This is a genomic window from Paenibacillus sp. DRB1-1, assembly GCF_052119485.1.
Taxonomy (GTDB): Bacteria; Bacillota; Bacilli; order Paenibacillales; family Paenibacillaceae; genus Paenibacillus; species Paenibacillus polymyxa_B.
In genome coordinates this window covers 1,559,348-1,586,031 of record NZ_JBODQH010000001.1, presented here as the reverse complement: position 1 = coordinate 1,586,031, position 26,684 = coordinate 1,559,348, and the positions used below count along the sequence as shown (strand labels likewise).

Here is a 26,684-nt window from a genome sequence, read left to right as displayed (position 1 = left end):
GTATTGGCGTTTGAAAAAGGTAAAAATCAAAACAAACTTACTGATAAAAACATCAATAAGATTATCGAAACGTACCGAAATCGTGTAGATGTTGATAAATATGCTCACGTGGCATCACTTGAAGAAATCAAAGAAAACGAGTTTAACTTAAATATTCCTCGCTACGTGGATACGTTTGAAGAAGAACAAGTTATTGACCTTGATAAAGTAAATAAGCTACTAGAGCAAGATAAACAAGAAATCGCTGAACTTGAAGCCAGAATCAATGAACAGCTGAAAATTTTGGGTATTCATGTGTAGAAATTGACGAAAAGGGTCAAGGATATTATTCCTCGGCTCTTTTTTTAAGCCATTCGCTTGGGAACGGCGTAAGCTGGGGGGAAGTTATGCCGTGCAGTATTACTATGAACTGCGGCGCAGTACGTTATAGAAGATGGCAAGGAGGGGCGGCGCTCTTCCTTTTTTTGCGAGTCTTTTGGGGAGTCTGCTCCTCTCTTGGGTATGATATACTCATTTAGATGCCTATGCTTAACATATACTGCCGTTTGAACTACGTTGCTTAAACATGTTATATGTGAAGAAGAAGCAAGGACATGAACAGGTTAGCTTTACCATTTGGGACCAAAGATTTGTCCTGGTATTTATAGAGGAGTTTTTGATATGACGAATAATTTTTGGCGTGATTTGCCACGACCTTTTTTTATACTGGCACCGATGGAAGATGTGACGGATGTTGTGTTTCGCCATGTCGTAAGTGAAGCAGCCAGACCGGATGTGTTTTTTACGGAGTTTGCAAATACAGAGAGTTATTGTCACCCGGAGGGGAACAAAAGTGTACGCGGGCGTTTGACTTTTACAGAGGATGAACAGCCCATGGTGGCCCATATCTGGGGAGATAAGCCGGAATATTTCCGTGAAATGAGCATCGGTATGGCGAAAGAAGGCTTCAAAGGCATCGATATTAATATGGGATGTCCTGTAGCGAATGTAGCCGAGAATGGGAAGGGAAGCGGCCTGATCTGCCGTCCCGAAATCGCAGCGGATATCATTCAGGCCGCCAAAGCCGGGGGACTGCCCGTTAGTGTAAAAACAAGGCTCGGTTTCACTGTCGTAGATGAATGGCGCGACTGGTTAACCCATATTTTGAAACAAGACATTGTGAATTTGTCCATTCATCTGCGGACAAGAGAGGAAATGAGCAAAGTAGACGCTCACTGGGAACTGATTCCAGAGATTAAGAAACTTCGTGATGTGGTGGCACCAGATACACTGCTGACCATTAACGGAGATATTCCGGACCGTCAGACTGGCTTGAAGCTCGCTGAGCAATATGGTGTGGATGGCATTATGATTGGGCGTGGTATTTTCCAGAATCCATTTGCGTTTGAGAAGGAGCCGAAGGAACACAGCAGTGAGGAATTGCTTGAACTGCTGCGGCTTCATCTAGATCTCCATGATCATTATTCAGCGCAGGAGCCACGTTCGTTCAGCCCTCTCGCCCGCTTCTTCAAAATATATGTCCGTGGATTCCGAGGGGCAAGTGAACTCAGAAACAGCTTAATGAACGCCAAATCAACAAGTGAAGTGCGTACATTGCTTGATGAGTTTGGAAGCAAGGATCATGATGAGGTAGATTGTGAGTTTTGCAATTGATTTAGAAGGAAAAAAGGAGTTTTCACAGGCTGCTAGTAGGCATTGAAAACATAGGAGGATACATGTCCTGGAGCAAATTGAAGCAACAACTGGATAGCTTCCGCTGTCCTGCGTTAGACGGAAGGGTCGAATACCGAGCTACCAGTTACCGTTATTTGCCTGATAAGTCTGGAATTTGTTATATAACTGTAGATAAGAAGAACATACTCAATATGAATGATATCACTAGTCCAATCAGATGGTATCAGACGGAGTTGGAAATCAGGAATGATCCCAATATCCAAGTTCCTATCAGCAATGAAGAAATTGAAGCGGTCAGAAAAGATACTAATGGGAATGTTCCGGAGGATCGTCTACAAGTAATTGCAAGAGGTAGAAAAATATCAGAGCATGCAAAGGAGCTTTTGTCAGCACAGGCCTCATTAAGCAAGTCTAATTTTAATGTTGTAGCTAATAAATTTTTAACTACTTCTATAGAGGAAAGCTTAGAGAGTAATGATATCTTATTGAATATTCTAGCTTTAGTGGACAGACGAGTAGGAAAAAAGCGAATTTTAAACATGACCGGGAAGATGAAGTTAAAGCATCCCATTGTGCAGTATTTTTATGAACTACGGCGTAGCACTCTATGAAAATAAATAACTTTCATTGAAAAGTATTCTTTAGCCAAAACCGGATTCCCCCTGAAAATAAAGGTAGTAAGATAAGAGGTTACCGTGGTATTGGACAATAATGGTTATTTCTAAACTAATAATTGAATTGAAAACGATTAAAAACTCTTCATTATCCTTTAGGCAGTATGTTAAGTTATTTTTAGAAAATTATACACAAATTAAAAAGGAAGGGAAATATAAAGAACACAACGGAAAGGATAACCAGATGAATGAATTATTAAGTTTATTCTTACCTTATTTTTAAATACAAGATAATCATTAATAATAATTGATAAGATACCAAGGATTCCTTAGAAGGAGTCCTTTTTAAATTTCATCAAAGTTAATGATTTTCAGTCCCTTAAAATGATATTATTTATGCATAGGCTAATAATCCTATCAATTTTAATGTAGTGTGAGGGAGAAAACAAATGAATGCAAATTTCGGAGAAGAATTGGTGTATTGGTATCTTAGATTAAATGGCTTCTTTCTTATTAATAATTTTGTTTTACATCAAAATAGTGAGGGAAGGACATCCGACGCAGATTTGTTAGCTGTTCGATTACCATATGTATATGAAGAAACAGGCGGTAGGTTAGAGGATTGGGATCCGTTGTTACTTTCTTACTTCGAGCCTGGGAAAACAATAGGGATTATTTGCGAAGTAAAAACAGGTCTCAACTTTAACACCAATAAAATTTTTCAAGATTATAATGTGAATAAGTCTGTCCAAAGAATTGGATTTACGAGTAACGAGTTAGATTACCAAGAAATTTTTTATAACTCTATGGTTAGTTTTGGAGATTATCAGATAGCCAAGCTGCTAGTAACAAGAAAACTTGATAATCCCAAAAGTGATTGCTTACATATCAAAATGGTTCACATTAGAAGTTTCCTACGGGAAAGGATGCATAAATATATGGACCGGAAGTTGGGAGACCGTATGTTTTTTTCTTCTTCATTACTTCAATATTTAATATGGGATGAAAGTTTAAAAATGAATCGGTGAGATTCAAAAAGTGGTTCCTCTGAGTACAAAGACGACGTTTATTTGCGTCAAATAGCCTAAAGTTCCATGAATACGATGCTTATTGTACCAGTTGACGTAATCGTATAATTCCAATTCTAAATGACGAAGGCTCGGAAAGCTCATCTGGTTCACAAACTCCGTTTTAATGATTTTATAGGTGGCTTCAGTCACGGCGTTTGTGGTTGCAGTAACTTCCTAAGATGCTGAATGCTATACATAAAAGGAAACGGTCTTGCTTTTTAGGTGCTTCTTTAATCTGGAATTTGAAATTTTCCCTATCATGCCCGATAAAGAAAGGGTAAAGGTACTTTTTCTCGAATTATATCTAATATAAGTTAATGCACATTCTTGGAGGAACAACATGTTACCCAACGAACTTTCTAACATTTTCCGAAATAAACAAAAGTCTTATAAGATGGTTCTGATCCTGTCCCTCATCAACGAATATGAAGAGAACCACAATCTAGTATTTCCGCTCAACAAAATTGCTGAGCGTTTTTTGGCTTATTACCGATATCATAGCAGTGCAGAGAATCCAGTGGATGCCCCGCCGCAGAGAGAAGCTTCAAGCTGGAATGATTATACGTTAGCCCGGACGAAGACACTGCTTAAAACACCGATAGATGCGTTATCATCGATACTTGAATTCAACAACGATCAGCAAGCCATTACTTTTAAGTCATCCATTACGAATGAGCTTAATGACAATGTAATTCAGGAATTAAAAGCATATGCGCTAAATGAGTTAGATAGCTACAATAATCAACTGACATCTAACGAGATAGGAGCCGCCTTTTCACTGCAAAATACTTTAACTGAAATTTTAAATAGTTACCTACACGCCAAAACACAAACTTTTGCTAATCATCCCTTAGGTGTGCTGTTTCGACAAACTATACCGGAACAATTAAGGAAGCTGCCCTTTATTGATGATAACTATAAAATCCAAGGCTCTATTGGTCAGGGCAACTGGGCTAACATACCCTGGATTGCTATCATGGATAAGCGAATTACAGGAACAACACAGCAAGGCCAGTATATCGTTTATTTATTTTCAGAGGATATGAGGAATGTTTATCTAACTTTAGCCCAAGGTGTGACCCTTCCTATCAAGGAATGGGGCAGGAAAGAGGCCTACCAATATTTCGAGCAAAAGGTCACCGAAATGCGAGATCAGCTTCCGCTTGAAAGCATGCAAAAGGATGATAACATCCATCTGACAACAAGCGGTTTAGGACGGGATTATCAAGTATCCACAGTTGCTTATGTGCGTTATGATCGGGACTCTATCCCAGATGATGATCAACTATTATCCGATTTAGAAAATGTAATGAACAACTATAAGCTTTATGTGGACAGCCTGACACAAGAGCTAGTAGAAGAGAATGAGCCTACTTTCGAATATGAGGAGCTAGAGCCATTGGATCCATTAACGGTATCGCCTCGAGTTGAGCAAATCAAAGCTTATATCGAGCAAAGAGGATTTCATTATCCAACGGGGCTAATTGAGAACCTGTATTTATCTCTGAAGACTAAACCATTCGTCATTCTAGCTGGAGTATCGGGTACAGGCAAAACGAAGCTTGTTAAGCTATTTGCTGAGGCACTTGGTGCGACTGGGAGTAACCATCAATTCACGTTGATTCCAGTAAGGCCGGATTGGAGTGATCCGTCCGATCTTTTGGGCTACAAAGATTTATCAGGAGCTTTTCGTCCAGGTCGTTTAGCGGAAGTGTTGGTAGATGCTTCACAGCCAGAAAACCAACATAAGCCTTATTTTATATGTCTGGATGAGATGAATTTGGCTAGGGTGGAGTATTATTTTAGTGATTTGCTGAGTATCATCGAAACCCAAGAATGGAATAACAATCGAATTGTGACTTCACCGTTAATTAACCGAGATTCCTTAAGGTCAGAGGATCAGTCGATCTATGGGGATCTATATTTGCCAGATAACGTGTATTTGATTGGAACAGTCAATATGGATGAGACTACGCATCCTTTTAGCAAAAAGGTGTTAGATCGTGCCAATACGATTGAATTTAACTACATCAATTTACAGCAGTATCCAAACGATTATCGGGCAGAGCAACAAGAAATGATCGTGGCCGAAAATCAATTTTTACGCAGTGAGTATTTACAGTTGGTGGACATGTACCGGGATTATAGTGATTTGGTACATAAAACGACAGAGAAGCTCGTGAAGATCAACCATATCCTAGAAGAGATTCATGCTCAGGTTGGATTTCGGATTAGGGACTCCATTTGTTTTTATATGGTGTATAATCAACGGTTTCAATTACTTACTGAGGATGAAGCGTTTGATTTGCAGCTTCTTCAGAAAATACTTCCGCGTGTCCAGGGTAGTAGCTTATCTGTGAAACGGGTGTTACTGCAATTGATGCAAGGAGCGCTAGGGAAGTCTTTAGTAGTAAATGATCTTATTGAAGATGCTTCAGGCCTCTACCAGAAATGGAGCTCCAGTCAAGGAGAAGAAGATGCGAGGCATCCTCAAACTGGTAGAAAAATTGCCTTCATGTTACGGAGGTTGGAGGAAGATGGATTTACCTCATATTGGCTCTCTTAGTCAGAGCGTTGAGCTTCTTCGTGTCGAGACGAATCTGTTTAATTTATATATTCAAGGCAAGCCGTTTCATCCGACGGTGGAGTTTTTGCAGCTTCACCGCACTGAGGAAGGGAAGTGGGTGGATACCTCACTGCAGGTGTCTACTCTGCCCACGGTTCTATCTATTGAAAAGGTATCTGTATTTACTCCTCAATTAGGCGAATTGTCACCATGGCAAACAGGTGACCCAAGCTACCCGATCTTTTTCGAGACGCAGTCTTATGAGCTAATTATTGAGAAAAAGCAGGATATAGCGTTAACCTTTCACCATGAGAATGTAAACTTACGTCAAGCGATTAAGCCCCTCGGTAAAACGATTTTATCCGGTATTCTGAAATTTCAAAATGAAGTCGGACTATCCCTTTTGGAGCTAAGATGGAACGGGCAGCCGATTTGTCAGCTTCAGCTCGAGATATTTCCAGCAAAGATGGATTACAAAAATGATTACCAAATGATCCTGAAAGATGTGAACCAGCAGATTTATAATCTATCCTTTGACTTTTTACGAAAAACCTACAATCTGACGGGTCTAAAAGAGACACGTAATCAAAGTCTAACTGAGTTTTTTACCATCCTTCAGCATGTGTTCGACCAGCTTGTTCAAGCTGTGGAGCGGATTAAGGCTTCTCCGCATACTAAGCTAGTGAAAGAGGAGCGAATTGTAGAAGCTGCCCGAGCGAAGAGGGTGGGCAAAGAGAACGTTACTTTTATAACTAAACGTCCCCATCTGTTAGTGTCGGATGAGAGGCTTGGCTTTGTACCGTTAAACAACCAAGGCTATTACCCAAGTCATGTATTGGAGACGAAACGGCAAATTAGCTACAACACGATGGAGAATCGCTTTGTACGTTGGGTGCTGCTCCGTATTTCGGACAAGTTGAAGGATATAAAAGCACGATTGATGAAAAAAGGCCGCTTACAAGATCCCTTGCTAGCGAAGCGGTTGGAATTTATGCAAACACAAATAAAGCGTCTATTGAACCTGGATTTTCTAAAGGTTGGCGAAATGAAGCAATTGTCGATCTCTTTGGTGTTACAAATGGCACCGGGGTATCGGGAAGTGTACCGGAATTATTTGATGCTTATGAAGGGCTTGTCCATTCAAAATGACCTTTTCCGTATTTCCATGAAGGACTTAGCACAGCTATATGAATATTGGTGTTTTCTTAAAATCCATGATCTTCTTAGCCGGAAGTATGAGCTTCTCACCCAAGATATGATTAAGGTTGATCGCAGGGGCTTGTTTGTAACCCTAGATAGAACACAGAAGGCCAAGATGGTATATCGAAACCCGGCCAATGGGGAGTTATTTACCCTTTACTACAACACATTACCTAAAGGCGATCATAGCAAAACACTGGGGCAACAGCCGGACAATGTTCTTACACTGAAGAAAAATGAAGCTGCGGTGGAATATAAGTATATTTTTGATGCCAAATATCGCTTGAATCCTGGGTATGAGGGAACGTCGTATTTCAGAAATTACAAGATGCCTGGTCCCGAGGAAGATGACCTCAACACGATGCATCGCTATCGGGATGCTATAGTGTACACCGATGTACATAGCCGGGATTTGGAACGAAGCATGTTCGGTGCTTATGTGTTGTTCCCATATCATGATGAGGAACGGTTTCGAGAACATAAATTTTACAAAAGTATTGAGTTAATTAATGTTGGGGCATTTCCATTTTTACCGAACTCAACAAAGCTGATGGAAGCTTTCTTGGATGAGATTATCATGGATAGTCCTGAGAAAGCCTATGAGCGTTCTACCCGGCCGCGGGGGACGAAGAGTTATTATCAGAACAAAATGAGCGGCAAAAATATTATCGTTGGTTCATTGCGGGAAAAGGCGCAGTTAGATTTAGCATTAAAGTACGAGTTTTACCATATACCATTGGAGAATATCTCTGATCACAAATTATTAACACAGATAAAATATGTTGCCCTTTATCAGTCACGAAGTCAGTTTTTATCCACAGGCGAAACCGGGATTCATTGGTATGGGAAAGTGGTTGACTGGAAGGTAATGCGGCGTAAAGAAATCACCGAACGTCCTTACAGGCGAGGTACGGAAGATAAGCTATATCTGAAATTTACGGTGGAGAAATGGATGAAGAGGGACAAGCCGATTGTATCTGGGGGGAGAGGGATTTATACGGTGTTGTTCACGTCTAAATATATGTTTGACCGTGCAGCGGAGATTGCTGAACTCAAATTGGAAACAGAAGAGGACCTGGTGCAGTGGCGCGAGCAGAGACGTTTAGGTACAGTTAAAGTGGATTTGAATCATGAGCAGGTAGACTTGGCTAGTAAGGTGTTGGGGGTCCGGCTTAAGGAGTGAGGAAGCATTAATTCTTTCTATCCAGATGCTGAGAAAAAGAAAAACATGGATTACTATGATGTATGATGTTTTAAGAATTATCTTTAGACTAGCAAACAAGGAGAGAACTGGAATGCCGATCGAACTAGGAATTTGGAAGATTAATGGAGCTGTCGAGAAAATTCACTTTTCTAGTATGGAGACCGAACGTAAGCTCGAAGATGTTATCACACATGATATTAGCATCATCGATCCTTCGTTATTGTTAATTGGGAGACAGATCAATACAGCTTTTGGTAAATTCATTGATATCCTTGCAATGAACTCGGAAGGGAATCTAGTCATTATCGAATTAAAACGTAATAAAACGCCACGAGAAGTAGTTGCGCAGACGCTGGATTATGCCTCGTGGGTTCAACAGTTGAACTATACGGATATCATTGAGATCTATAGTGAGAGAAATCCGGGAAAGCAATTGGAACAAGATTTTGTAGACTACTTTCAAACCGACCTACCTGAAACTTTGAACGAACTCCATCAATTGATTATCGTGTCAGCAGAACTGGATCCAGCAACAGAACGAATCATTAACTACTTAACGAACTTCGGTGTCCCGATTAATGCACTCTTTTTTCATTATTTTAAAGACGGAGATAATGAATATCTGGCCAGAAACTGGCTCATTGATCCCAACAAAGTTGAGGTTAAAACATCTAATGTGACGACAAATAAAACAGGAAAGGCTCCATGGAACGGGAAAGATTTTTATATCTCTTTGGGAGACGGTGATTATCGGAACTGGGAGGATTGCAGACGATACGGTTTTATTTCGGCTGGCCAAGGAAAATGGTACAGCAGATCGCTGAATCTTCTGAAGTCAGGTGCCAGGATTTTTGCATGTATTCCTAAGGTGGGGTATGTTGGTGTCGGAATCGTGCAAGAGGAAGTAGTACCCATCAAGGAGTTTCAAGTGATGGTAAATGGAGTAAATATACCACTGCTTGATGCTGATATTCATGTAAGAATGGATACAGATGTCGATGACCCTGATTTATGCGAATATGTTGTACGAGTGGAATGGGTCAAGACTGTTTCTAAACAGGAGGCGATCTGGGAGAAAGGAATGTTTGCGAATCAGAATTCTGCCTGTAAATTGAGAAACCAGTTTACGATTGAACGCCTTACGGAGCATTTTCGACTGGAGGAAGAGAACTGATAATAAATATGTCTCTTCATTAAAAATGAAATTGATTGGTTATCATTATTCAAGGGCCTTTCCTAGTTGCCGCAATGTCCTACGTCACCCACTATGATATTTGGCGGGAACTGGACGAGCTGTTTGATTCCGTTTGGTAAAATCAAACCCACCCGGTAAACTCCAGTATGGACGCTTTTGCGGATTGCGCTTCGGATTGCGCCCCTTTACGCCATTCTTTTGGCGGCTTTCCCATAAGCCTGGAGAAGCAACGGTTGAAGCTGGAAATGGAGTGGAAACCGACTTGTTCGGAGATCGAAAGAATAGAATCCTCCGTGCTTTTTAACTGTTTGCAGGCCTCTTCGATTCGGGTGCTGTTTAGGAAATCAAGAGGCGGCGTCCCCATAATTTCATGGAATCTTCTTCGAAAATGAGTTGTACTTAAATGGCACAGGTCGGCCAAAAAATCCATAGTAATGGGGTTCATATAGTTTTTCGTGATGTACTCCAGAACTGGAGAAATGACAAAATCGCTTTTCAGGCCATGCTCTGTTTCTTGATCTGCCAACAGTTCATTCTTGGAATGAATTCTAAGGAGTTCTATATATAGGGATAGCAATAAGCCGTAGGCACTTTCCTGATAGTAAGGATTCTGCTGTTTTAATTCCTCTACGATTGAAGTCGCAAGTGTATAAACCTTGGGATACTGCTCTTTATTCAGTATACAGTTTTTTCCCTTCACCCCCCACAAATTTGGCTCAAAGTTGCTGTAAGCACTTTTAAATGAATGTTGAAAGAGGTCCTCTGGCGAAAAAAAGATATAAGACCAAAGACTGGCTGTATTTGGCGAACTGTACGTGGTATGAGGAAGATACCTGGGGATGAAGGTTACATCGCCGGCTTTGAAGGGTACAGATTCTCCTTTGATCTCCATGATGCCGCTATCCGAATAGCATATACCAATCTCCAAATGGTTATGGAAATGGAGATGTTCACTTTTAATATCTGAAATCTTCCAGCGTTCACCGCTTAATAGCAAGACAGGAAAATTTATGGGCAAGCTGTAGTGTCGATATTCTATAACGGGCTTCTTTTTTCTGGGCATATTCCATACCCCCATGACTTTGGTTTTAACTAGCAGATATACATCAGGATTTTGCAAAATTCGATTCCAATCGCTCCAAGGTGCAATATATAGACGAACTAGACCATTTCGATCTATATATTGTTTATTGGAAGTCGCTTATTGGATTTTTGCAAAATCATCTCATAAATGATTGGAATTGCGCAGTTTTGTTGCGAATATGCTTAGATGGAGACTATTTTACTGCGTACAATGGAATAAGTAAAGCGTTTTCAAAACGGTGACGAACAGCTCTCAAGCGCCTTTGGGGGCGTGTGCGAAAGAGAGGAGAACATAGATGCTTCAATTAACTTATGACAAGGAAGAAATATTAAGAGTTATCGACAAAGTCGTCAGAAAAACAATGGCGATGGATTTGACGTGGGATTGGCCTTGCGGTGTAGCTTATTATGGTGTATCCAGAGCCTATACCAAAACAGGAAATAAAGAGTATTTGAATATGCTTGTACAATGGGCAGATGAATATATCGAGCTGGGGCTGCCGCATTGGACGGTAAACACATGTGCTATGGGCCATATGCTGATCACATTGTATGAAGAAACAGGGGACCAGAAATATTGGGATATTGCGATGAGCAAGGTGGATTATATTCGGAACCATGCTCTCAGGTTTGGAGACAATGTTCTGCAGCATACGGTATCCGTTGCTAATGATTTTCCAGAACAGGCATGGGCGGACACATTGTTTATGGCGGCATTTTTTCTGCTCCGTGTAGGAACCAAATTAAAGGATGAGGAAATGATCCAGGACGCCTTAAACCAATATTACTGGCATATCAAATACCTGCAAGACCCTAGTAGTGGTTTCTGGTACCATGGCTACAATAATGTCAAGCAGGATCACATGTCCGGATTTTTCTGGGGGAGAGCGAATGCTTGGGGAGCCTATACCATGTCGCAAGTTAAAATTCATTTGAAAGACTGGTATTTATATCCGCAGTGCATGGATGTGGAGTGTTCGCTTCGAGATCAACTGGCGGCACTGAAGGGTGTTCAAACGGAGAACGGTTTGTGGCGGACGGTACTGGATGACGAGGAATCCTACGAAGAAGTGTCTGCATCTAGCGGTATCGCGGCGGCCATGATCAATAACGGCAATCCGCTGCATACCAAATACGTGCAAAAGGCATTGGACGGCATCTTAAACCATATTAGCGAGGACGGACGGGTACTAGGTGTTTCTGGCGGCACAGCGGTTATGAAAGATCGGGGTGGGTATCGCAATATTCCAAAAGACTGGATTCAGGGCTGGGGTCAAGGTCTGGCATTGGCTTTTCTATCCGATATGTTGAATTAGGAGGGAACCGAGTTGTCTAAAAAAACCACGGGGGCCTTTACACTACCGGGAGAATCCGGTTATGAGGCGCTGACCCTGAAATTAGCTGAACGGTGGGGTGCCGATGTCATCCGTGACAGTGACGGCACGCAATTGTCCGATGAGATTATAAACGCTGGGTACGGCATATATTCGACAATCTGTATCATCAGAGATCATAATGAGTGGGCGTCCCACAATCTTGATAAGCTGCAGCAGTGTTTTTTAATTACTAATCCGAAGGTAGCTGTACAAGATTATGTATCCATCTATCTGATGGAGGATTTTTTTGCTGAACAATTCAAAGTGAATGACTCCAAAGAAGCGTTTAACTATTGGCAAGTTTTTGACAGAACGACTGGAGAGGAAGTTCCAAGAGAACAGTGGAATTATGAAAGGGAATCTGGAAATGTAGTCATTACCGGAATTGTTCCTTGGCATAAATACACCGTAAGCTTCATGGCCTATCGGATCTGGGAAGAGATTTCCATGTACAATCACACCACCAATCATTGGGACAAAGAGCATTTGATGCAGATAGATCCCATCTATGTAGAAACGCAAAAGTATCTGCTGGATTGGATGGAAGATTGGTGTCTCCATCATAAGGAAACCACGGTTGTTCGGTTTACCTCCTTATTTTATAATTTCGCCTGGATATGGGGTAGTAATGAGCGCAATCGCCATCTGTTCTCTGACTGGGGTTCATATGATTTTACGGTAAGTTCAAGAGCGCTTGATCTGTTTACCAAGAAATACGGGTATTCGATGACTGCCGAGGATTTTGTGAATGGCGGAAAATACCGCGTCAGTCATATCCCGGCTGAGCAGCGCAAGCTGGATTGGATGGCATTTATCAATGATTTTGTGATTGAATTTGGCAAGAAATTAATTGACATTGTGCATAGGCACGACAAGCTGGCCTATGTTTTCTATGATGACAGTTGGGTTGGTATGGAGCCTTACAATGACCGTTTTCAAGAGTTTGGATTTGACGGGTTGATTAAATGTGTGTTCTCAGGTTACGAGGCGAGACTTTGCTCAGGTGTAAAAGTGAATACGCATGAGATTCGGCTGCATCCATACTTATTTCCGGTTGGTTTAGGCGGGCTTCCTACCTTTATGGAAGGGGGGAACCCCACGCTGGATGCCAAAAAGTATTGGATTAATATTCGGCGCGCCTTGCTGCGGGAGCCTATTGACCGGATTGGACTGGGCGGATATTTGCATCTTGTAGAGCCTTACCCGGATTTTTGCGATTACATCGAAAAGATTGCCAATGAATTCAGAGAAATTAAAGAACTGCACCATGAAGGCAAGCCCTATCATATTAAGACGAAGGTAGCTATTCTGCATAGCTGGGGAAAATTGAGATCGTGGACATTATCCGGACATTTCCATGAAACGTATATGCATGATTTGATCCATGTCAATGAAGCTTTATCCGGATTACCGATTGAAGTGCAGTTCATTGATTTTGAAGATATCCGTCAGGGAATTCTACAGGATTGTGATGTAGTGATCAATGCCGGCTCTGCTGGTTCAGCATGGAGTGGTGGGGAGTACTGGAATGACAACCAGTGTGTGGACTTACTGACCAAATGGGTTTATGAGGGGGGGGCCTTTATTGGCATCAACCAGCCTTCGGCGGTCGAAGGCCACGACAGCTTTTTCAGAATGGCACATGTTCTTGGACTGGATGAGGATACAGGCTCCAGAGTAGGTCATGGAAGATGGGCATACGAGGTTAGGGATGAGCATGGCTTGGTGCCTGAAGGAGCCAGTATAACGCCAAAGAATAGCATTTATCTTACTGATGGATCAGCTGCGGTAGTGGAAGAAACGAGTGGTATGATAACACTGTCTACAAATGCCTTTGGTAAAGGAAAGGGGATATACCTTCCTTCTTTCGAATTCAGCTGGGAAAACACAAGGTTGCTACTGAATATGATTCGCTTTGCAGGCAATGAGTTACATGAAACGAAGTACATTACGGATAACCTATATACAGAGTGTGCTTATTATCCAGAAAGTAAAATGTTGGTTGTTATTAACAATAGCGATCAACTTCAAAGAACGACGATTGATACGGAATATGGCAAACAAACCATGGAATTAGAACCGTATGACACCATGATCACCCATATCGGCTCAACAAAATCAGTATAGGAACGGAAAATATGAGAAGTAGCGGTATCAAGCCCTCCTTTATTTTAAGGAAGGGCTTTTTGTTTCAGCACCTCCAGAAAATCAAGCCAATTTACCGGGGATTTTGTCCATTCAAAAATATCTACTCCATCATTAACTATAGGTATAACAATGAAGGAGATGATTTCTTTGAGAAAGGCAACCTTAATGAAAATTAAAAAAACAGAAGCAAAGTTGGGAAAAAAACTGAAAAAAAATAGTCACGTGATTATGAATCTTAAAAAAGCCATTCGTGTAACTCAACTTGGAGATGGATTCGCACGATTCACTTTCGCACCGATCACTATTTCTCCTAATAGCTTTAGAAGCACTACGATTAACGGTAACGCCTACAATCTGATTAGCGGTGCATGGACTTTCTCTGGTAATGAACAAGGGTTTCTTCTCAATAATTATTCCGCGGCTGAAGACAGATGGGTATTTACTGCATGGAATCCATCTGGATTCACAAGAACGGTGTCCTATGCTGTTATCGCCAAACGGAAGCCATAATTCAAATGTCATAGCTAGTAAAGAAAAGGAGCTTGAAGGTTCCTTTTCTTTACTAGAATGTAAATGAAATAGACCCAAGATCTCCTAAAGGGTGTGAAGTTTTCTGGATTCTGCCTTAAAAGCCTTTTTACCTTATAATTTTTGATAGTGATGTAAGAGGTTCTTTACTTTATCTTGGATCATTTGTCTTAAAGATTCAGGCTTCACTGATATTACATAATGACCATATCTCATCAAATATTGAGCTATAAACTCCTCTTCTCCAGGATTATAAAATCCCTTAATGACTGTCTTATCACCATTTTCTATTTTCATAGAAGGATAATGTTCTTTATAAAAAATATCCTTTGCTTGTTCTAAAATCTCTACTTCAAAGTCAATGCTCTTCTCGGATTGATACATTTCTAATGAACGACTAAGGAGTTCATCTATAGAAAAGCGAGAATTGCTCGCCTCTTCTTCTATAAAGGTGATTCGATCACATCTGAAAACTCTATATTTATTCGTATTTAACTCTATTCCAGTAGCATACCACTGACCAAACTTAGCAGAAATTTTGAAAAATTGAATATAGTAACTTTTGTTATGATTATTTTTTACATATTTAACTTTACAGGTGCTCTCATTAAGAATGCTTGTTAGAATTTTATCTAAATAACGACTAACATGATTATGCTGATATATTTCAAATTGTAGAACCTTTTTCATTTTATGAATCTGGTTTAGTTGTATTTTAGAAAGACAGTGTTCAAACTTTTCATTTAGTTTATTAACACTTAAATGAAAGGGGGTGGATTGATAAGCTTCTAACGTCAACATTGCAAAGTACAGAGCATATACCTCATCCATTGTAAAAATAATGGGGGATAACAATCTATTTTTTAAGATACCATATCGTCCATGTCTGCCATGTTCCGAAAAAATAGGCATACCTAATTGTTCTAATGAATTAATATCACGTAGAGCTGTACTTTTTGAAATATGGTATTTACCCATTAGGTCATTTAAATTAAAGAACTCTCGACTGTTTAAGTATCTGATCATATCATTTAATCTTTCCGATTTTTTCATCTAAATCTCCTTATAAAGGTGTCATGTTTTGATACCTTTTTATATGATAATAAGTTCAAGGGAATATATCAAATTCATAAGATATCTACACATATAAAAGGAGATTGATACCATGAGTACAACATTAGAAGTAGCTATTTTCTTATCCATGAACGGAAAGGCAAAAGAAGCTATACATTTTTACAAAAAACACTTCAGCGCAGAGGAATTGTTTCTTGTTACCTATCAAGACATGGCCCAACGTGACGGTTCCATACAGCTTACAGATGAAAATAAAAATTATATTTCTCATTCAGTCTTATCCATCGGAAAAACAAAAGTAATGATAGCAGAAGATACAATGAATCCCAGTGAAGAATATACAGTAGGGAATAATACTTCATTATGTATTCAAAGTGCTGACCTAGAAGAAATTAAACGTTTTTATGATAGCTTAATTACAGATGATCGAGTGAAAATTATTGTGCCTTTATCTAATAATGTGTTTAGCCAAGCCTACGGTATTATTGAAGACCCATTCGGTATTCAAATACAATTAATGTTTGATAATCGATTATAATAAAAAAGCATATTCTATGTTCCATGTTTCATAATTGGATAATAAATGGGCAGAAGTAAAAACTAAAATGGGAAAACCTAAGATACCGCAGCAGAAAAGGAGACACTATGACGGAGAAAAAAGAAATAGCAGATAAAATAGGGTGGAACTTCGACAACAGTTACTCTCGTTTGCCGGAATCATTGTTTACAAAGCTCAACCTAACTCCTGTCCGCTCACCAAAGCTGATCATTCTTAATCATCCGTTGGCAGCATCACTGGGGTTGAACGGCATGGCGCTGCAAAGGAATGATGGTGTAGCGGAGCTGGCCGGCAACCAGGTTCCTGAAGGGGCTACGCCTCTTGCTCAAGCTTACGCAGGGCATCAATTCGGGCATTTTAACATGTTAGGAGACGGACGTGCTCTGCTGCTTGGCGAACAGATCACTCCCTTGGGTGAACGGGTTGATATTCAGCTCAAGGGCTCAGGCAGAACGCCATACTCCCGTGGTGGTGATGGTCGTGCGGCACTTGGGCCGATGCTTCGCGAATACATCATCAGTGAGGCGATGCATGCGCTAGGTATTGCTACCACCCGCAGCTTGGCGGTGGTATCCACGGGTGAGTCGATCATCCGGGAAACCGAGCAGCCCGGAGCCATTCTGACCCGTGTGGCTGGCAGTCATCTTCGCGTCGGCACCTTTCAATACGTCTCAGCATGGGGCACGTCCCAAGATCTCCGTGCTCTGGCTGATTATACATTGGAAAGACACTACCCGGAAGTTGCCAATGACAAAAACCGTTACCTTTCACTGCTTCAGGAAGTGATTAAGCGTCAGGCCGAACTGATTGCCAAATGGCAGCTAGTTGGTTTTATTCATGGGGTGATGAACACCGACAATATGACCCTTAGCGGAGAAACCATTGATTATGGTCCTTGCGCCTTCATGGATACCTATAATCCCGAGACGGTGTTCAGTTCCATCGATAGGCAGGGCCGCTATGCTTATGCCACTCAGCCGCATATTGCTGCGTGGAATCTCGCGAGATTTGCTGAGACACTCTTGCCACTACTGCATGACAACAGGGAGCAGGCTGTCACACTGGCCGAGCATGCAATTTCAGATTTTGTAAAAATATTTCACCATCATTGGCTTGCAGGAATGCGGGCGAAGCTGGGGATCTTTAACGAAGAGCAGGAGGATGAATCTCTTATTGAGGAGCTTCTGAGTATCATGCAGAAGCATCGTGCCGACTACACCAATACCTTCCGAGCCCTAACTTTGAACAAGCTGGAGGATACGGTTCTGTTCAGCACTGCGGAATTCACCCAGTGGCACGAGCAGTGGCAGGCGAGACTGGGCAGACAGCAGGAATCAAAAGCCTCCTCGTATCAGCTGATGCGCAGCAGCAATCCTGCAATCATTCCACGCAACCACCGGGTAGAAGAAGCACTGGAAGCTGCGGTGGAACGAGAAGACTACCGTGTGATGGAGCAGCTTCTTGAAGTTCTTTCGAACCCTTATGCCTACTCTACCGAACAGGAAATTTACTCTACATTGCCTGAGGAATCCACCTGTCCTTACCGAACCTTTTGCGGTACCTGATGTGGAGCGAACTATTTGAAGATAACCTATATTATGCGTTGGTGGAGAAGATAGCCAATCTCTCACCAACGCATTTTGTTTTTATAGTGGTAGGTTGCGACTGATTAATCCAGTTCCTGACCGTCATTTTCGATCTGTATGTGTCCGCAATAAAGACATTGATGCGTACAGTTCTGCGTAAGAGCAGGCTGGCCTTCGATGCGCATGTCGCTTTTTCCGTTCAGCCAAGGCATCGTAAGGACAGGAATACACGGTGCCTTTTTCACCCCATAAATATCGACCATCTCACTGGCTTGCACAGCCGGATTCAGCGGACTGGAGCAATTCCCAAAAGATTTTATGTTCACTCCGGGCACATAATCTCCAATATTCATCTGAGCTTTATTTTTGACATACACCCCATGGCTAAAAGGGCGCTTCAAACGCGTAGGCTGTGTACCGTAACTACAGCTTAAAATCGCACCTGCCACGACATAGCTTTTTTTCGCACCTGTTCCAGGCTGCACACTTGCTTCTTCCATACGGATTATTCCTCCTTTGTGGCCATCTCTACTTTTTGCACACGAACACCTGTAAATGGACGACGCAGTAGACTTTCCGCTACCGCGAGATTGATATAGATATGTGCTTCCAACAAGCCGGCAATCCGAAATATAGACGATTCGATTTTCCTGTGTTTAAGTACCAATTGCTTCAAGGTGTGGTCAGGATACCACTCGGTTTGTGAGGAAAGACAATCCACCACAGGTGGACGCAGTACCCAGTACACATCCTGCCTGGCTTTCTGAAAATCGGTAAGTATAGCGACCTTCCATTCCAGCTCCGGCATATATTTTTCCAACAGGGCTTTCATGGAGTCTGAAACCAGTGGCAAAGGGAACTCCAGAAAATCCGGATATACGGTTCGTGGATCTGTATGTACTGTTAAAAACAGGGGAGTGTCCTCCGGCTGAAAGGTATGACTCGAAAGGATATCTTCCACCTGCAAGGGAGACAGGGGCGCAGTCTCCACCCGATGCTTTACGCGCTCGTCCACCATGAGTCGGTAATACCTCATGACAACCACTCCCCTTTACTCACTGCATCTGTTATCTGTGTAGCCAGGGGCGCTTCTATAGCAGTAAGGCCAATAGCTTCGCTTAGTTGGTCATCTGTAAAGCTTACCCGGTGTAGTTTTGCTCCTGTAAAATTAGCTTTTACTAAACATGCACCTATAAAAGAAGCGTCAGTAACATCGGCTCCTACAAAGCAGGCACCTGTTAGATCCGCGCCGTTAAATAAAGCTCTTTGCAGCGCGGCATCTTGAAAAGTAGCTCCTTGAAGCTGTGCATGTTGAAAACTAGCTCCCTGTAAATTAGCTCTTGTAAAATTCACTCCATCCAATCCTAACGGTTCCCAATCCAGCCAAGCATCCGATCCATATTCGCTATTGCTTATAACTTTATCCAGTACAGCCTCTTGCAGGGAACAGCCACTGAAATCGGCTCCATGAAGCAGGCTGTGCGAAAAGTCGGTTCCATCTAGCTGAGCTTCTTGCCATACCGTACCTACGAGGATGCATTGATGCAATCGACTTTGTTGCATCCCGATCTGGCGAAAGACTGTATAGCGAAAATCCAAGGAACTGTAATTTCCATCTGACAGTTGAACTTGAGACAGTGCTTGGTAGCTGTAGGCCGATTCTTCTTTTTCCTCCAGCCAAGACTTTATTATGTTTGCATCCACGGGTCTTTGATCTTCCCGATACACGGAGACACTATGATCCATATACTCTCCGACGCGAATCTCAAAAGCTTCTTCACGATCCAACGCCTCAAACTCTGGTAGGTGGACTGCTTGCTTCATAGCCTGACGAACCAGACTAACGATCATCGTATGAAGATATCCCGCTGCTTCCAACATGATCTGTTCCAGTTCAAGTTCGGAAAGGGAGACTTGTTGCTTCAAAGTTTCAGCCCCAAGCTGTTCACGTAATTGAGTCCAATAGAGAAAAATCCAACTTGCATCGTACTCCAACTGAACGGGCTCAGCATCAAGCATCCATAAGGTATCCGTAGCTTCAACAAGATAAACGGGCTTCTGTTCAAGCCATGTGGTGCGCAGCATAGAGTAGGTGATGTAACCGATATGACCTTTACGACCTGTGAGTTGTTTTTGCCGAACCAGCTCACAAAAGGCGCGAAAATGTTCTACTATATGCTGTAATCTTTGTGTTTGTGTTGATGTACATTTCAACGCCCATTCTTTGCGAATGAAAGACCAAGCCTGATGAAGAGCCGCTTGTTGCTGATCTAACACATCTGTTTGCTTTTCCATTTCTAATCATCCTTAATTCGACTTCACTTCGCTGCCTTTCATATCCGCCGATCCGCTTAATTCAATATGACTGCCATTACAATCCATACGGAGCTGGCTACCTGCGGACAGACTCATCGTCTTTCCCGCAGACAGGCTGAGATTGCCTCCCGCCGTAATATTCACCTGTTTGCTGCTCGCAATATGAATGCCTTCTTTATCGTCCAGTTTGATATAAATAGCGCCGTCCTTACCTGTAACGACCAGTTCATCCGGTCCCAGTCGAATTTCCTTGCCATGCGGGGTACGCCATATTTTCATTTGCGGATTGGAAAAATGGTTATGCGTACTCTTGCGATCTGCCCTTCTCACGGCACTACCTGCAACGCCGTCTTCTTCCCGACTACCGGGGAAATAGAGGGAAACTGAATCGCCTTTTTCTGGCATGACATACCAGCCGGTATGGCCACCGCCACTGTACACAGTAGAATAGTTGAACCAGTGTGCTTGGTTTGTGTCCTGTTGTTCATCACAATCCAGATGAATGCGCACCTGATCCTGACGTACGTCCAGCACAATACCGCTTAATGAGGCTCCCGCCAGCTTATCCTGGTAGTAGCTTTTTTGTCGAAATCCTTGGTAAGAACCCAGCACATACTGATGCCGCAGCAGTCCTTGACTCATGGCGGTGTAGGCTTCCATCACATATAGGTTATGCCCCTGAAAATTCAACTGAGCGCCCAAGTCGAGTACCTCATCCGTTTCTACCTCATAAAAAATAAAATCGTGTTCACTCAGTTGGGTTTGCTCATTCTCCTGAAAATAACGAAAAGGAAGCAATTGCTTACGTACGGTATAACGGGTATGATCCAGTATCGCCTGTGCAGGGCTGTCCTCAATACCAAAATAAAATTTGGGACTGTCAAAACGGGCTACAGGCATCAGACTCGTATGATAACGGGAGGCTATGCGTCTTAAAAACGCCCAGTCTGTCTCCTGATACTGAATGGCAAGCCGTCCGATGGCTTCTCCGCCGGTAGCCCCGTCGATCACATCCAGTCCTTCATAGTCCTTACCTATGTGCTCCAGCATTTGAGGAATCGTCATTTTCGTATACTGAAAAGAACGAGTACGCTGCTTCATGTCCATCCGGTAAGTATGGGAAATAGCTTCCACCTCCAGATAGTACACACCTCGCACGACTTTTACCTCGACCGAGAGGGCAATCCCACTAAATAGCGGTTTGCTTGCGCCAGATTCATCTTGTTGGCTGACTTCAATGATGGTATTTTTTTCTGTCGTTTCCACATAACTGTCTTGCAAGTCTTCGGGGATCATACCTGTAAAATAAAGCCGAGTATGCTCATTGATTTTTTTCGTTAAGGTAAGCTCCTCCAGATCAATTTGTTCATAAGGGTGAATTTGAATTTGATCGTATCCCAGACTCATGGTGTAGTCATTCCTTTCTCATTTGTAGAATAGATGGAGGGTGGAAGGACAGAAAGGGACTGAACCCAGTATTCTGCTACAGGTAACCAGACTTCGAGATCTGCCTCCAGACAGCTAAAGGAACCTATGACAACTCGTCCATTGTGGATAAAGAGGAGCATTTCGTTGTATAGATTACCGTCGATCCCCGCCGCCACAAAACGAATCTGTCCAACTGAAAGTCCGGAACCGTTGGTGACCATTTCGGTGCCTAACCAGTTGCGAATCGGTTGTACAGACCGTAAAATATCCGCCATTTGCTCTACAAAATCAGGCAACTCTTCCGCTTCCAGAGCAGTATCTGTAGGATTAAAAGTGATATTGATGGTCTCCTCAGACGAGGTATAAATGACCTTTGGTCGATGCTCTGAAGGATATTTGATTATAGCTTGCTCCATTGGCATAGGAGTAAAGGACTTGGGGATGTAGAAACCAATCTCTCCGTCTAGTATTGTAATGGGCTCCAGCGTGAGATAATCATTTTCAATATGAAGTAGCTTTGTTTCTTCAAACATGGAACCGTCCTGTTCCGATTTTTGGGTTTGAGCTGAGGTGGATTTCACATTATCGTTATTAGTTGTCTTTTGATCCATCATTTTAGCTTTGAGGCTAAGTATATGCTCGTCTAGATAGTTCATAGAAAGTCCCCTTTTAGGAAAAATGCGCGTTTGTACTTGAATATGTAAAGATGGGAGGAGATATTTAAGTACAGAACCAGCATATGTATTTATCGGTTAAAAGAGAGATTTAGTTTACAAAATGAACCATTTGTTGGAGGAGCTTTGTTCGATATTAGGTCCTATTTCATTCCATAACCCCTTTTTGTCGCAATAATTCGGTAGTAGTATTCCAAAGTAGGCGTTGCATCTTGCTATCCCCACCAGGATATGTCGGCACAATCGGCTTACCAGTGCCAACATTAAAATATCCACCTGTCACTTCTTGATATTGGGGTTCTGTTGCTAAACGAACAATAATTTCTGCTCCTCTCCGTGGGTCTCCGATATGCAAAGCGTTCAATATTTTTGCAAGTACCGAAGAAAATCCTAACTCACGACCAAGGCCGGTTACGTTAAACCCTGGATTAAGTGCGTTAACTGTGATCCCAGTTCCATCCAACTGACGTCCAAGTTCTTCTGAAAACATGATATTAAGAAGTTTAGTCTTTCCGTATATCTTAGATGAACCTCTTGCGGTAAATGCAGATGTATCTATTAAATCCTCCGGTAATTTTAATTCACCATGGTTGCGTGACGCTTCAGAAGCTACATTGACGATCCTAGCATTTGTGGATTCCATTAGTAAATTGAGTAGTGTATGCGTTAACAGCCACGGGGCAAGATAGTTGACTGCTATCATTTCTGCCAAACCCTCTGAGGTTATTCGCTGTTCAAACCCATGTAATCCAGCATTGTTCACTAATACATCAATCTTTGGATAATTAGCTTTAATTTCATCCCCAATACGTTTGACATCTTTCATGAGAGACAGGTCCCCGAAAAAAAAGTCTACCTTTGTACTTGGCGCTAGGTCTCTCAGAATATTTCTAGTCGTTTCAGCACGTTTTTCATTTCTGGCTGTTAAGACTAGATGTGCTCCGCGTCGGGCTAATTCAATTGCTACCCATTGTCCAAGACCATTAGTAGCACCAGTGATTACAATAATCGGGTATGTCGACATATACATCATCCTCCAAATTCTCGATCCAATTACATGCTTATTCATGTCTACGCTTTACGGTTGTGGATGCTTTATACTGTAGATCTTCTGCTTGACACTTACCAAAGTTGAAAATATGATTGACATATATCAAGTATATGTATTTTGGTTGATATATGTCAAATATATTCGAACTCATTCAAATAAGGTGGAGACATATGGATAGTAAAAATAAACATCCAAATTCTACAAGAGAGCAATTAGAACTGAATCTTGGTGAACAACTTAATGCACTTATAAGCGCGTCACATGCACTCAATGTAAGAACTGCGGCACTTTTCGATCCATCATTACAACCTGCGGCTTTTCTGATCGTACGCTGTCTTCTTTCGAACGGCCCGGCAAGCGCTACATTTTTGGCGGAATCCACCGCTATGGATCGAAGCTCTGTCAGCCGTCTTGTTACTCAGCTTAAGCAATTGGATTATGTAAAAAGTGAAACTCACCCTGAGGATCGCCGGGGAGTGTTGATATCCCTGACAGCTAATGGTCGTGAAAAAGCCTTGGAAGCTTTAAAAGAAAAAGAAAATGAGTTTTATCAACGTATTTCAACATGGGAGGATTCCAAACTTGAAGCATTTATTGGGATGCTGAATTGTTTTAACGGTCAAGATTGCGAGGATTAATGAGTTTAGACATAAAGCATCGTATGATGAAAATAGGGGGCATTCAAAAGTGAAAGAAAAAAATGTTAGGGAAATTAGGGTATCTGATTATCATGATATTTATTTGTTGAACCAAGATTTCAACCCCAATCTATATCTATTTCCTGAAGAAAAAGTAAAAGAGAAGATTGAATTGATTACAAAGGAATCAAAAGATATGATCTTTGTTTATGAAGAAAATAACGAGGTATTAGGATATATTCATGGAAACCCATATGAATTACTTTTTTCTGAATCTTTGGTAAATGTACTAGGTTTTGTTGTAAAAGAAAAGTATAGAAATCAAGGTATAGGTAGCATGTTGATTGAGCGTCTTGAACAGTGGGGAAAGTCCCATGGATTTTCTGGGATCAAACTGTTATCTCACCCAAGTCGGATACAGGCTCACAGGTTCTATGAACGACGTGGCTATATGTTTACCAAGGATCAGAAAAATTTTATAAAAAAACTCAAATAAATACATATTCATTCAACATTGAATAAGTGGGTTCAAAAGCCTGATCTTTAGCTAGGCTTTGAACCCTTCAATTTTAGATGAGATCTGCGACTTGCATCAATCCATTGACCAGTTATATCTTCATCTCAGGTTTCAAATAGACTTAATATCGTGATATTTATCATTGAAGAAATATGTTTGTTTAGCACTCTAATGCATTGCATTAAATTGACCATTGTTCAGAAAATATGAATAGCCTTCCTTTCCATTTCATGCATAAAAATGTCTGCTAATTAGCAGTTGTATTTAGGCGTTTTTTGTCATACAATTCATCTAATGCTACGGACTCGGTCTTAGAAACAGTAAGGTTTGGACGGTAAATAGGACGTGGTTTTCTTGTATATTTACGAATCGTGGAACTACTTTGTAGTCGTTCACTCACGACCACGTCAGTCTGAAAAGTTAATAATGTTTGGGGACAGTTTTCCGGATCATTAGCGTTTGATGATGAACATATACGAAGGGGAGCGTTCTTTTGGAATCGAAACAATTAACGAGAGGGCTAAAGCCACGGCACGTTGAGTTGATTGCGCTTGGAGGTACGATTGGCGTCGGTTTGTTTATGGGATCGGCAAGTACGATAAAATGGGCAGGTCCCTCAGTGCTGCTGGCTTATCTCTTAGCTGGGATTATTATGTTTTTTGTCATGCGGATCATGGGGGAAATGCTGATTCTTGAACCGGTGACAGGCTCATTCGCTACATTTGCTCATAAATATATCAGCCCTTTAGCCGGTTTCTTGACCGCCTGGAGCTATTGGTTTTTGTGGGTTACCGTAGGGATGGCGGAAGTCACTGCGATTGGGGTATATGTGGGCTACTGGTTCCCAGATATCCCGCAATGGTTGCCGGCTTTGGCAGGTGTGATTATTATTGCATTGGCCAATTTGGCGGCTGTGAAATTTTATGGAGAATTTGAGTTTTGGTTTGCGATGATTAAGATTGTCGCCATCATCTTCATGCTAGTAGTGGGTACGGGGATGATCTTCTTTGGACTCGGTAACGGTGGACAACCGATAGGTCTATCCAATCTGTACAGCCATGGCGGCTTCTTTGCAGGTGGTTTGAAAGGGTTTCTATTTGCACTCTGCATTGTAACAGCGGCTTACCAAGGGATAGAGATGGTAGGTATTACGGCAGGTGAAGCTGAAAATCCGAAAATGACACTGCGAAAAGCTATTAAAAACATCATTTGGCGTATTTTGATTTTCTATGTGGGTGCAATCTTTGTTATTGTTACGATTTATCCTTGGAACCAAATAGGCGAGATCGGTAGCCCATTTGTTCTGACTTTTGCCAAGGTAGGAATTGTGGCTGCTGCGGGTATCATTAACTTTGTTGTACTTACAGCTGCGATGTCCGGCTGCAACAGTGGTATTTACAGCGCGGGCAGAATGTTATATACATTAGCTAAGAACGGACAAGCTCCCAAGTTTTTCGGGAAAGTTTCCCCAAGCGGTGTTCCTAGAAATAGTATTATTACGACCATTTCTTTGCTGCTGGTAGGAGTGTTATTTAACTACCTAATGCCTGATTCCAAACTGTTTCTGTACATTTACAGCGCCAGTGTTCTCCCGGGTATGGTGCCTTGGTTTGCATTAGCCATCAGCCAATTTAAATTCAGGAAAAAGTGGAAGGACGAAATGAAGGATCACACCTTTAAGTCTCGTTTTTTTCCGATCAGTAATTACATCACCATTGTCTTTTTGTTGCTTGTGATCGTTGGAATGTGGTTTAATCCAGACACACGCTTGTCGTTGATTGTCGGGGCATCATTCATGGCGATCGTCATTGTTGGATATTTTGTCTTTGGCATAGGAAAGCGGCAGAGAATTGAAGAATTAGAGGAAAACTAAAAGATTGCTAAATACGTAACATTTGCCGAGCGCAATTCAGATGATCCTGAGTTCGCTCGGCTTTTCTTTTACATGACGAGGGAGAGGGCTATGGGAGGGTTGTTACTGAGGTATAGAACCGTGTGGTTATCCTGTTCGCACTACAAGTGTAAATATAGAGACAAAAAAAGTGAGAAGGGAAACTGAGAAGTTCATTATTGCTATACTCTTACGGTTAGCCTTAAACTCTGTAATTCCAGAAAATAAAAATATAAACCCTAGAAAAAATTGCGCGATTTTGTATGAGTCCCTATAGGTGTCTGGGTATGCG

Annotated in this window: 23 protein-coding genes and 1 pseudogene; 15 read left to right on the top strand and 9 right to left on the bottom strand. The window is 41.7% G+C overall.

Annotated features, from left to right (window positions below):
* Positions 1–3 precede the first annotated feature (3 nt).
* The 4 genes from ACQW03_RS06895 (at position 4) to ACQW03_RS06880 (ending at position 3,316) form a co-directional block, all read left to right on the top strand.
* Complete coding sequence (locus ACQW03_RS06895; protein ID WP_441948924.1) at positions 4–300, top strand: N-6 DNA methylase; 297 nt, start codon at positions 4–6, stop codon at positions 298–300.
* 360 nt (positions 301–660) lie between these two features.
* Positions 661–1,653: a tRNA dihydrouridine synthase gene (locus ACQW03_RS06890; protein WP_441948922.1), complete on the top strand. Its 993-nt coding sequence runs from the start codon at positions 661–663 to the stop codon at positions 1,651–1,653.
* A 62-nt stretch (positions 1,654–1,715) separates the two neighbouring features.
* Entirely contained in the window at positions 1,716–2,285 is a 570-nt protein-coding gene (locus ACQW03_RS06885; protein WP_220030777.1) for an SF0329 family protein, read from the top strand.
* 452 nt (positions 2,286–2,737) lie between these two features.
* Complete coding sequence (locus tag ACQW03_RS06880; RefSeq protein WP_076293347.1) at positions 2,738–3,316, top strand: hypothetical protein; 579 nt, start codon at positions 2,738–2,740, stop codon at positions 3,314–3,316.
* 3 nt (positions 3,317–3,319) lie between these two features.
* Here the strand turns inward: ACQW03_RS06880 and ACQW03_RS06875 are convergent.
* Positions 3,320–3,514: pseudogene (locus ACQW03_RS06875) on the bottom strand (IS3 family transposase); the annotation flags it as partial.
* Positions 3,515–3,698: 184 nt separating this feature from the next.
* On the opposite strand from ACQW03_RS06875, the gene ACQW03_RS06870 reads away from it, so the two are divergent.
* From ACQW03_RS06870 to ACQW03_RS06860, 3 genes are all read left to right on the top strand, one after another.
* Entirely contained in the window at positions 3,699–5,924 is a 2,226-nt protein-coding gene (locus ACQW03_RS06870; protein WP_441948919.1) for an MrcB family domain-containing protein, read from the top strand.
* Complete coding sequence (locus ACQW03_RS06865) at positions 5,896–8,307, top strand: DUF2357 domain-containing protein (RefSeq protein ID WP_441948917.1); 2,412 nt, start codon at positions 5,896–5,898, stop codon at positions 8,305–8,307. The genes ACQW03_RS06870 and ACQW03_RS06865 overlap by 29 nt, the downstream gene beginning before the upstream one ends.
* Positions 8,308–8,419: 112 nt before the next feature.
* Positions 8,420–9,502, top strand: coding sequence for an endonuclease NucS domain-containing protein (locus ACQW03_RS06860; protein WP_081396555.1), 1,083 nt, complete (start codon positions 8,420–8,422; stop codon positions 9,500–9,502).
* Between the two features lie 142 nt (positions 9,503–9,644).
* Here ACQW03_RS06860 and ACQW03_RS06855 read toward each other — a convergent pair whose 3' ends face one another.
* On the bottom strand, positions 9,645–10,586 hold the full coding sequence (locus tag ACQW03_RS06855; RefSeq protein ID WP_441948914.1) for a helix-turn-helix domain-containing protein: 942 nt from the start codon (positions 10,584–10,586) through the stop codon (positions 9,645–9,647).
* Positions 10,587–10,902: 316 nt separating this feature from the next.
* Between ACQW03_RS06855 and ACQW03_RS06850 the strand changes: the two genes are divergently transcribed.
* From ACQW03_RS06850 to ACQW03_RS06840, 3 genes are all read left to right on the top strand, one after another.
* On the top strand, positions 10,903–11,922 hold the full coding sequence (locus tag ACQW03_RS06850; protein WP_441948912.1) for a glycoside hydrolase family 88/105 protein: 1,020 nt from the start codon (positions 10,903–10,905) through the stop codon (positions 11,920–11,922).
* Positions 11,923–11,934: 12 nt separating this feature from the next.
* Complete coding sequence (gnpA, locus tag ACQW03_RS06845) at positions 11,935–14,109, top strand: 1,3-beta-galactosyl-N-acetylhexosamine phosphorylase (protein WP_441948910.1); 2,175 nt, start codon at positions 11,935–11,937, stop codon at positions 14,107–14,109.
* Positions 14,110–14,268: 159 nt separating this feature from the next.
* On the top strand, positions 14,269–14,640 hold the full coding sequence (locus ACQW03_RS06840) for a hypothetical protein (protein WP_233901821.1): 372 nt from the start codon (positions 14,269–14,271) through the stop codon (positions 14,638–14,640).
* Between the two features lie 132 nt (positions 14,641–14,772).
* On the opposite strand, the gene ACQW03_RS06835 is transcribed toward ACQW03_RS06840, so the two are convergent.
* A complete protein-coding gene (locus ACQW03_RS06835) occupies positions 14,773–15,711 on the bottom strand; it encodes a helix-turn-helix transcriptional regulator (RefSeq protein WP_076293351.1) in 939 nt (312 codons plus the stop codon).
* 112 nt (positions 15,712–15,823) lie between these two features.
* Here ACQW03_RS06835 and ACQW03_RS06830 point away from each other — a divergent pair, with 112 nt between their 5' ends.
* Both ACQW03_RS06830 and ACQW03_RS06825 read left to right on the top strand, forming a co-directional pair.
* Positions 15,824–16,270: a VOC family protein gene (locus ACQW03_RS06830; RefSeq protein ID WP_023987105.1), complete on the top strand. Its 447-nt coding sequence runs from the start codon at positions 15,824–15,826 to the stop codon at positions 16,268–16,270.
* Positions 16,271–16,377: 107 nt separating this feature from the next.
* Entirely contained in the window at positions 16,378–17,856 is a 1,479-nt protein-coding gene (locus tag ACQW03_RS06825; protein WP_441948908.1) for a protein adenylyltransferase SelO, read from the top strand.
* Between the two features lie 104 nt (positions 17,857–17,960).
* Here ACQW03_RS06825 and ACQW03_RS06820 read toward each other — a convergent pair whose 3' ends face one another.
* From ACQW03_RS06820 to ACQW03_RS06795, 6 genes are all read right to left on the bottom strand, one after another.
* Complete coding sequence (locus ACQW03_RS06820) at positions 17,961–18,377, bottom strand: DUF4280 domain-containing protein (RefSeq protein WP_013308879.1); 417 nt, start codon at positions 18,375–18,377, stop codon at positions 17,961–17,963.
* A gap of 5 nt (positions 18,378–18,382) precedes the next feature.
* The gene (locus ACQW03_RS06815; protein WP_199767833.1) at positions 18,383–18,913 is read right to left on the bottom strand and encodes a hypothetical protein; all 531 of its coding nucleotides are present in this window, start codon (positions 18,911–18,913) and stop codon (positions 18,383–18,385) included.
* On the bottom strand, positions 18,910–20,172 hold the full coding sequence (locus tag ACQW03_RS06810) for a pentapeptide repeat-containing protein (protein WP_441948905.1): 1,263 nt from the start codon (positions 20,170–20,172) through the stop codon (positions 18,910–18,912). Before ACQW03_RS06810 ends, ACQW03_RS06815 begins: the two co-directional genes overlap by 4 nt.
* A gap of 12 nt (positions 20,173–20,184) precedes the next feature.
* Complete coding sequence (locus tag ACQW03_RS06805) at positions 20,185–21,600, bottom strand: phage baseplate assembly protein V (protein ID WP_441948903.1); 1,416 nt, start codon at positions 21,598–21,600, stop codon at positions 20,185–20,187.
* Positions 21,597–22,277, bottom strand: coding sequence for a hypothetical protein (locus tag ACQW03_RS06800; protein WP_441948901.1), 681 nt, complete (start codon positions 22,275–22,277; stop codon positions 21,597–21,599). Before ACQW03_RS06800 ends, ACQW03_RS06805 begins: the two co-directional genes overlap by 4 nt.
* Before the next feature lie 166 nt (positions 22,278–22,443).
* On the bottom strand, positions 22,444–23,319 hold the full coding sequence (locus tag ACQW03_RS06795; RefSeq protein WP_071639662.1) for an SDR family NAD(P)-dependent oxidoreductase: 876 nt from the start codon (positions 23,317–23,319) through the stop codon (positions 22,444–22,446).
* 197 nt (positions 23,320–23,516) lie between these two features.
* On the opposite strand from ACQW03_RS06795, the gene ACQW03_RS06790 reads away from it, so the two are divergent.
* The 3 genes from ACQW03_RS06790 (at position 23,517) to ACQW03_RS06780 (ending at position 26,374) form a co-directional block, all read left to right on the top strand.
* A complete protein-coding gene (locus tag ACQW03_RS06790) occupies positions 23,517–23,984 on the top strand; it encodes a MarR family winged helix-turn-helix transcriptional regulator (protein ID WP_071639663.1) in 468 nt (155 codons plus the stop codon).
* A 49-nt stretch (positions 23,985–24,033) separates the two neighbouring features.
* Entirely contained in the window at positions 24,034–24,480 is a 447-nt protein-coding gene (locus tag ACQW03_RS06785) for a GNAT family N-acetyltransferase (RefSeq protein WP_104496666.1), read from the top strand.
* A gap of 514 nt (positions 24,481–24,994) precedes the next feature.
* Positions 24,995–26,374, top strand: a complete 1,380-nt coding sequence (locus ACQW03_RS06780) for an amino acid permease (RefSeq protein WP_441948898.1) — start codon at positions 24,995–24,997, stop codon at positions 26,372–26,374.
* Positions 26,375–26,684: the final 310 nt, after the last annotated feature.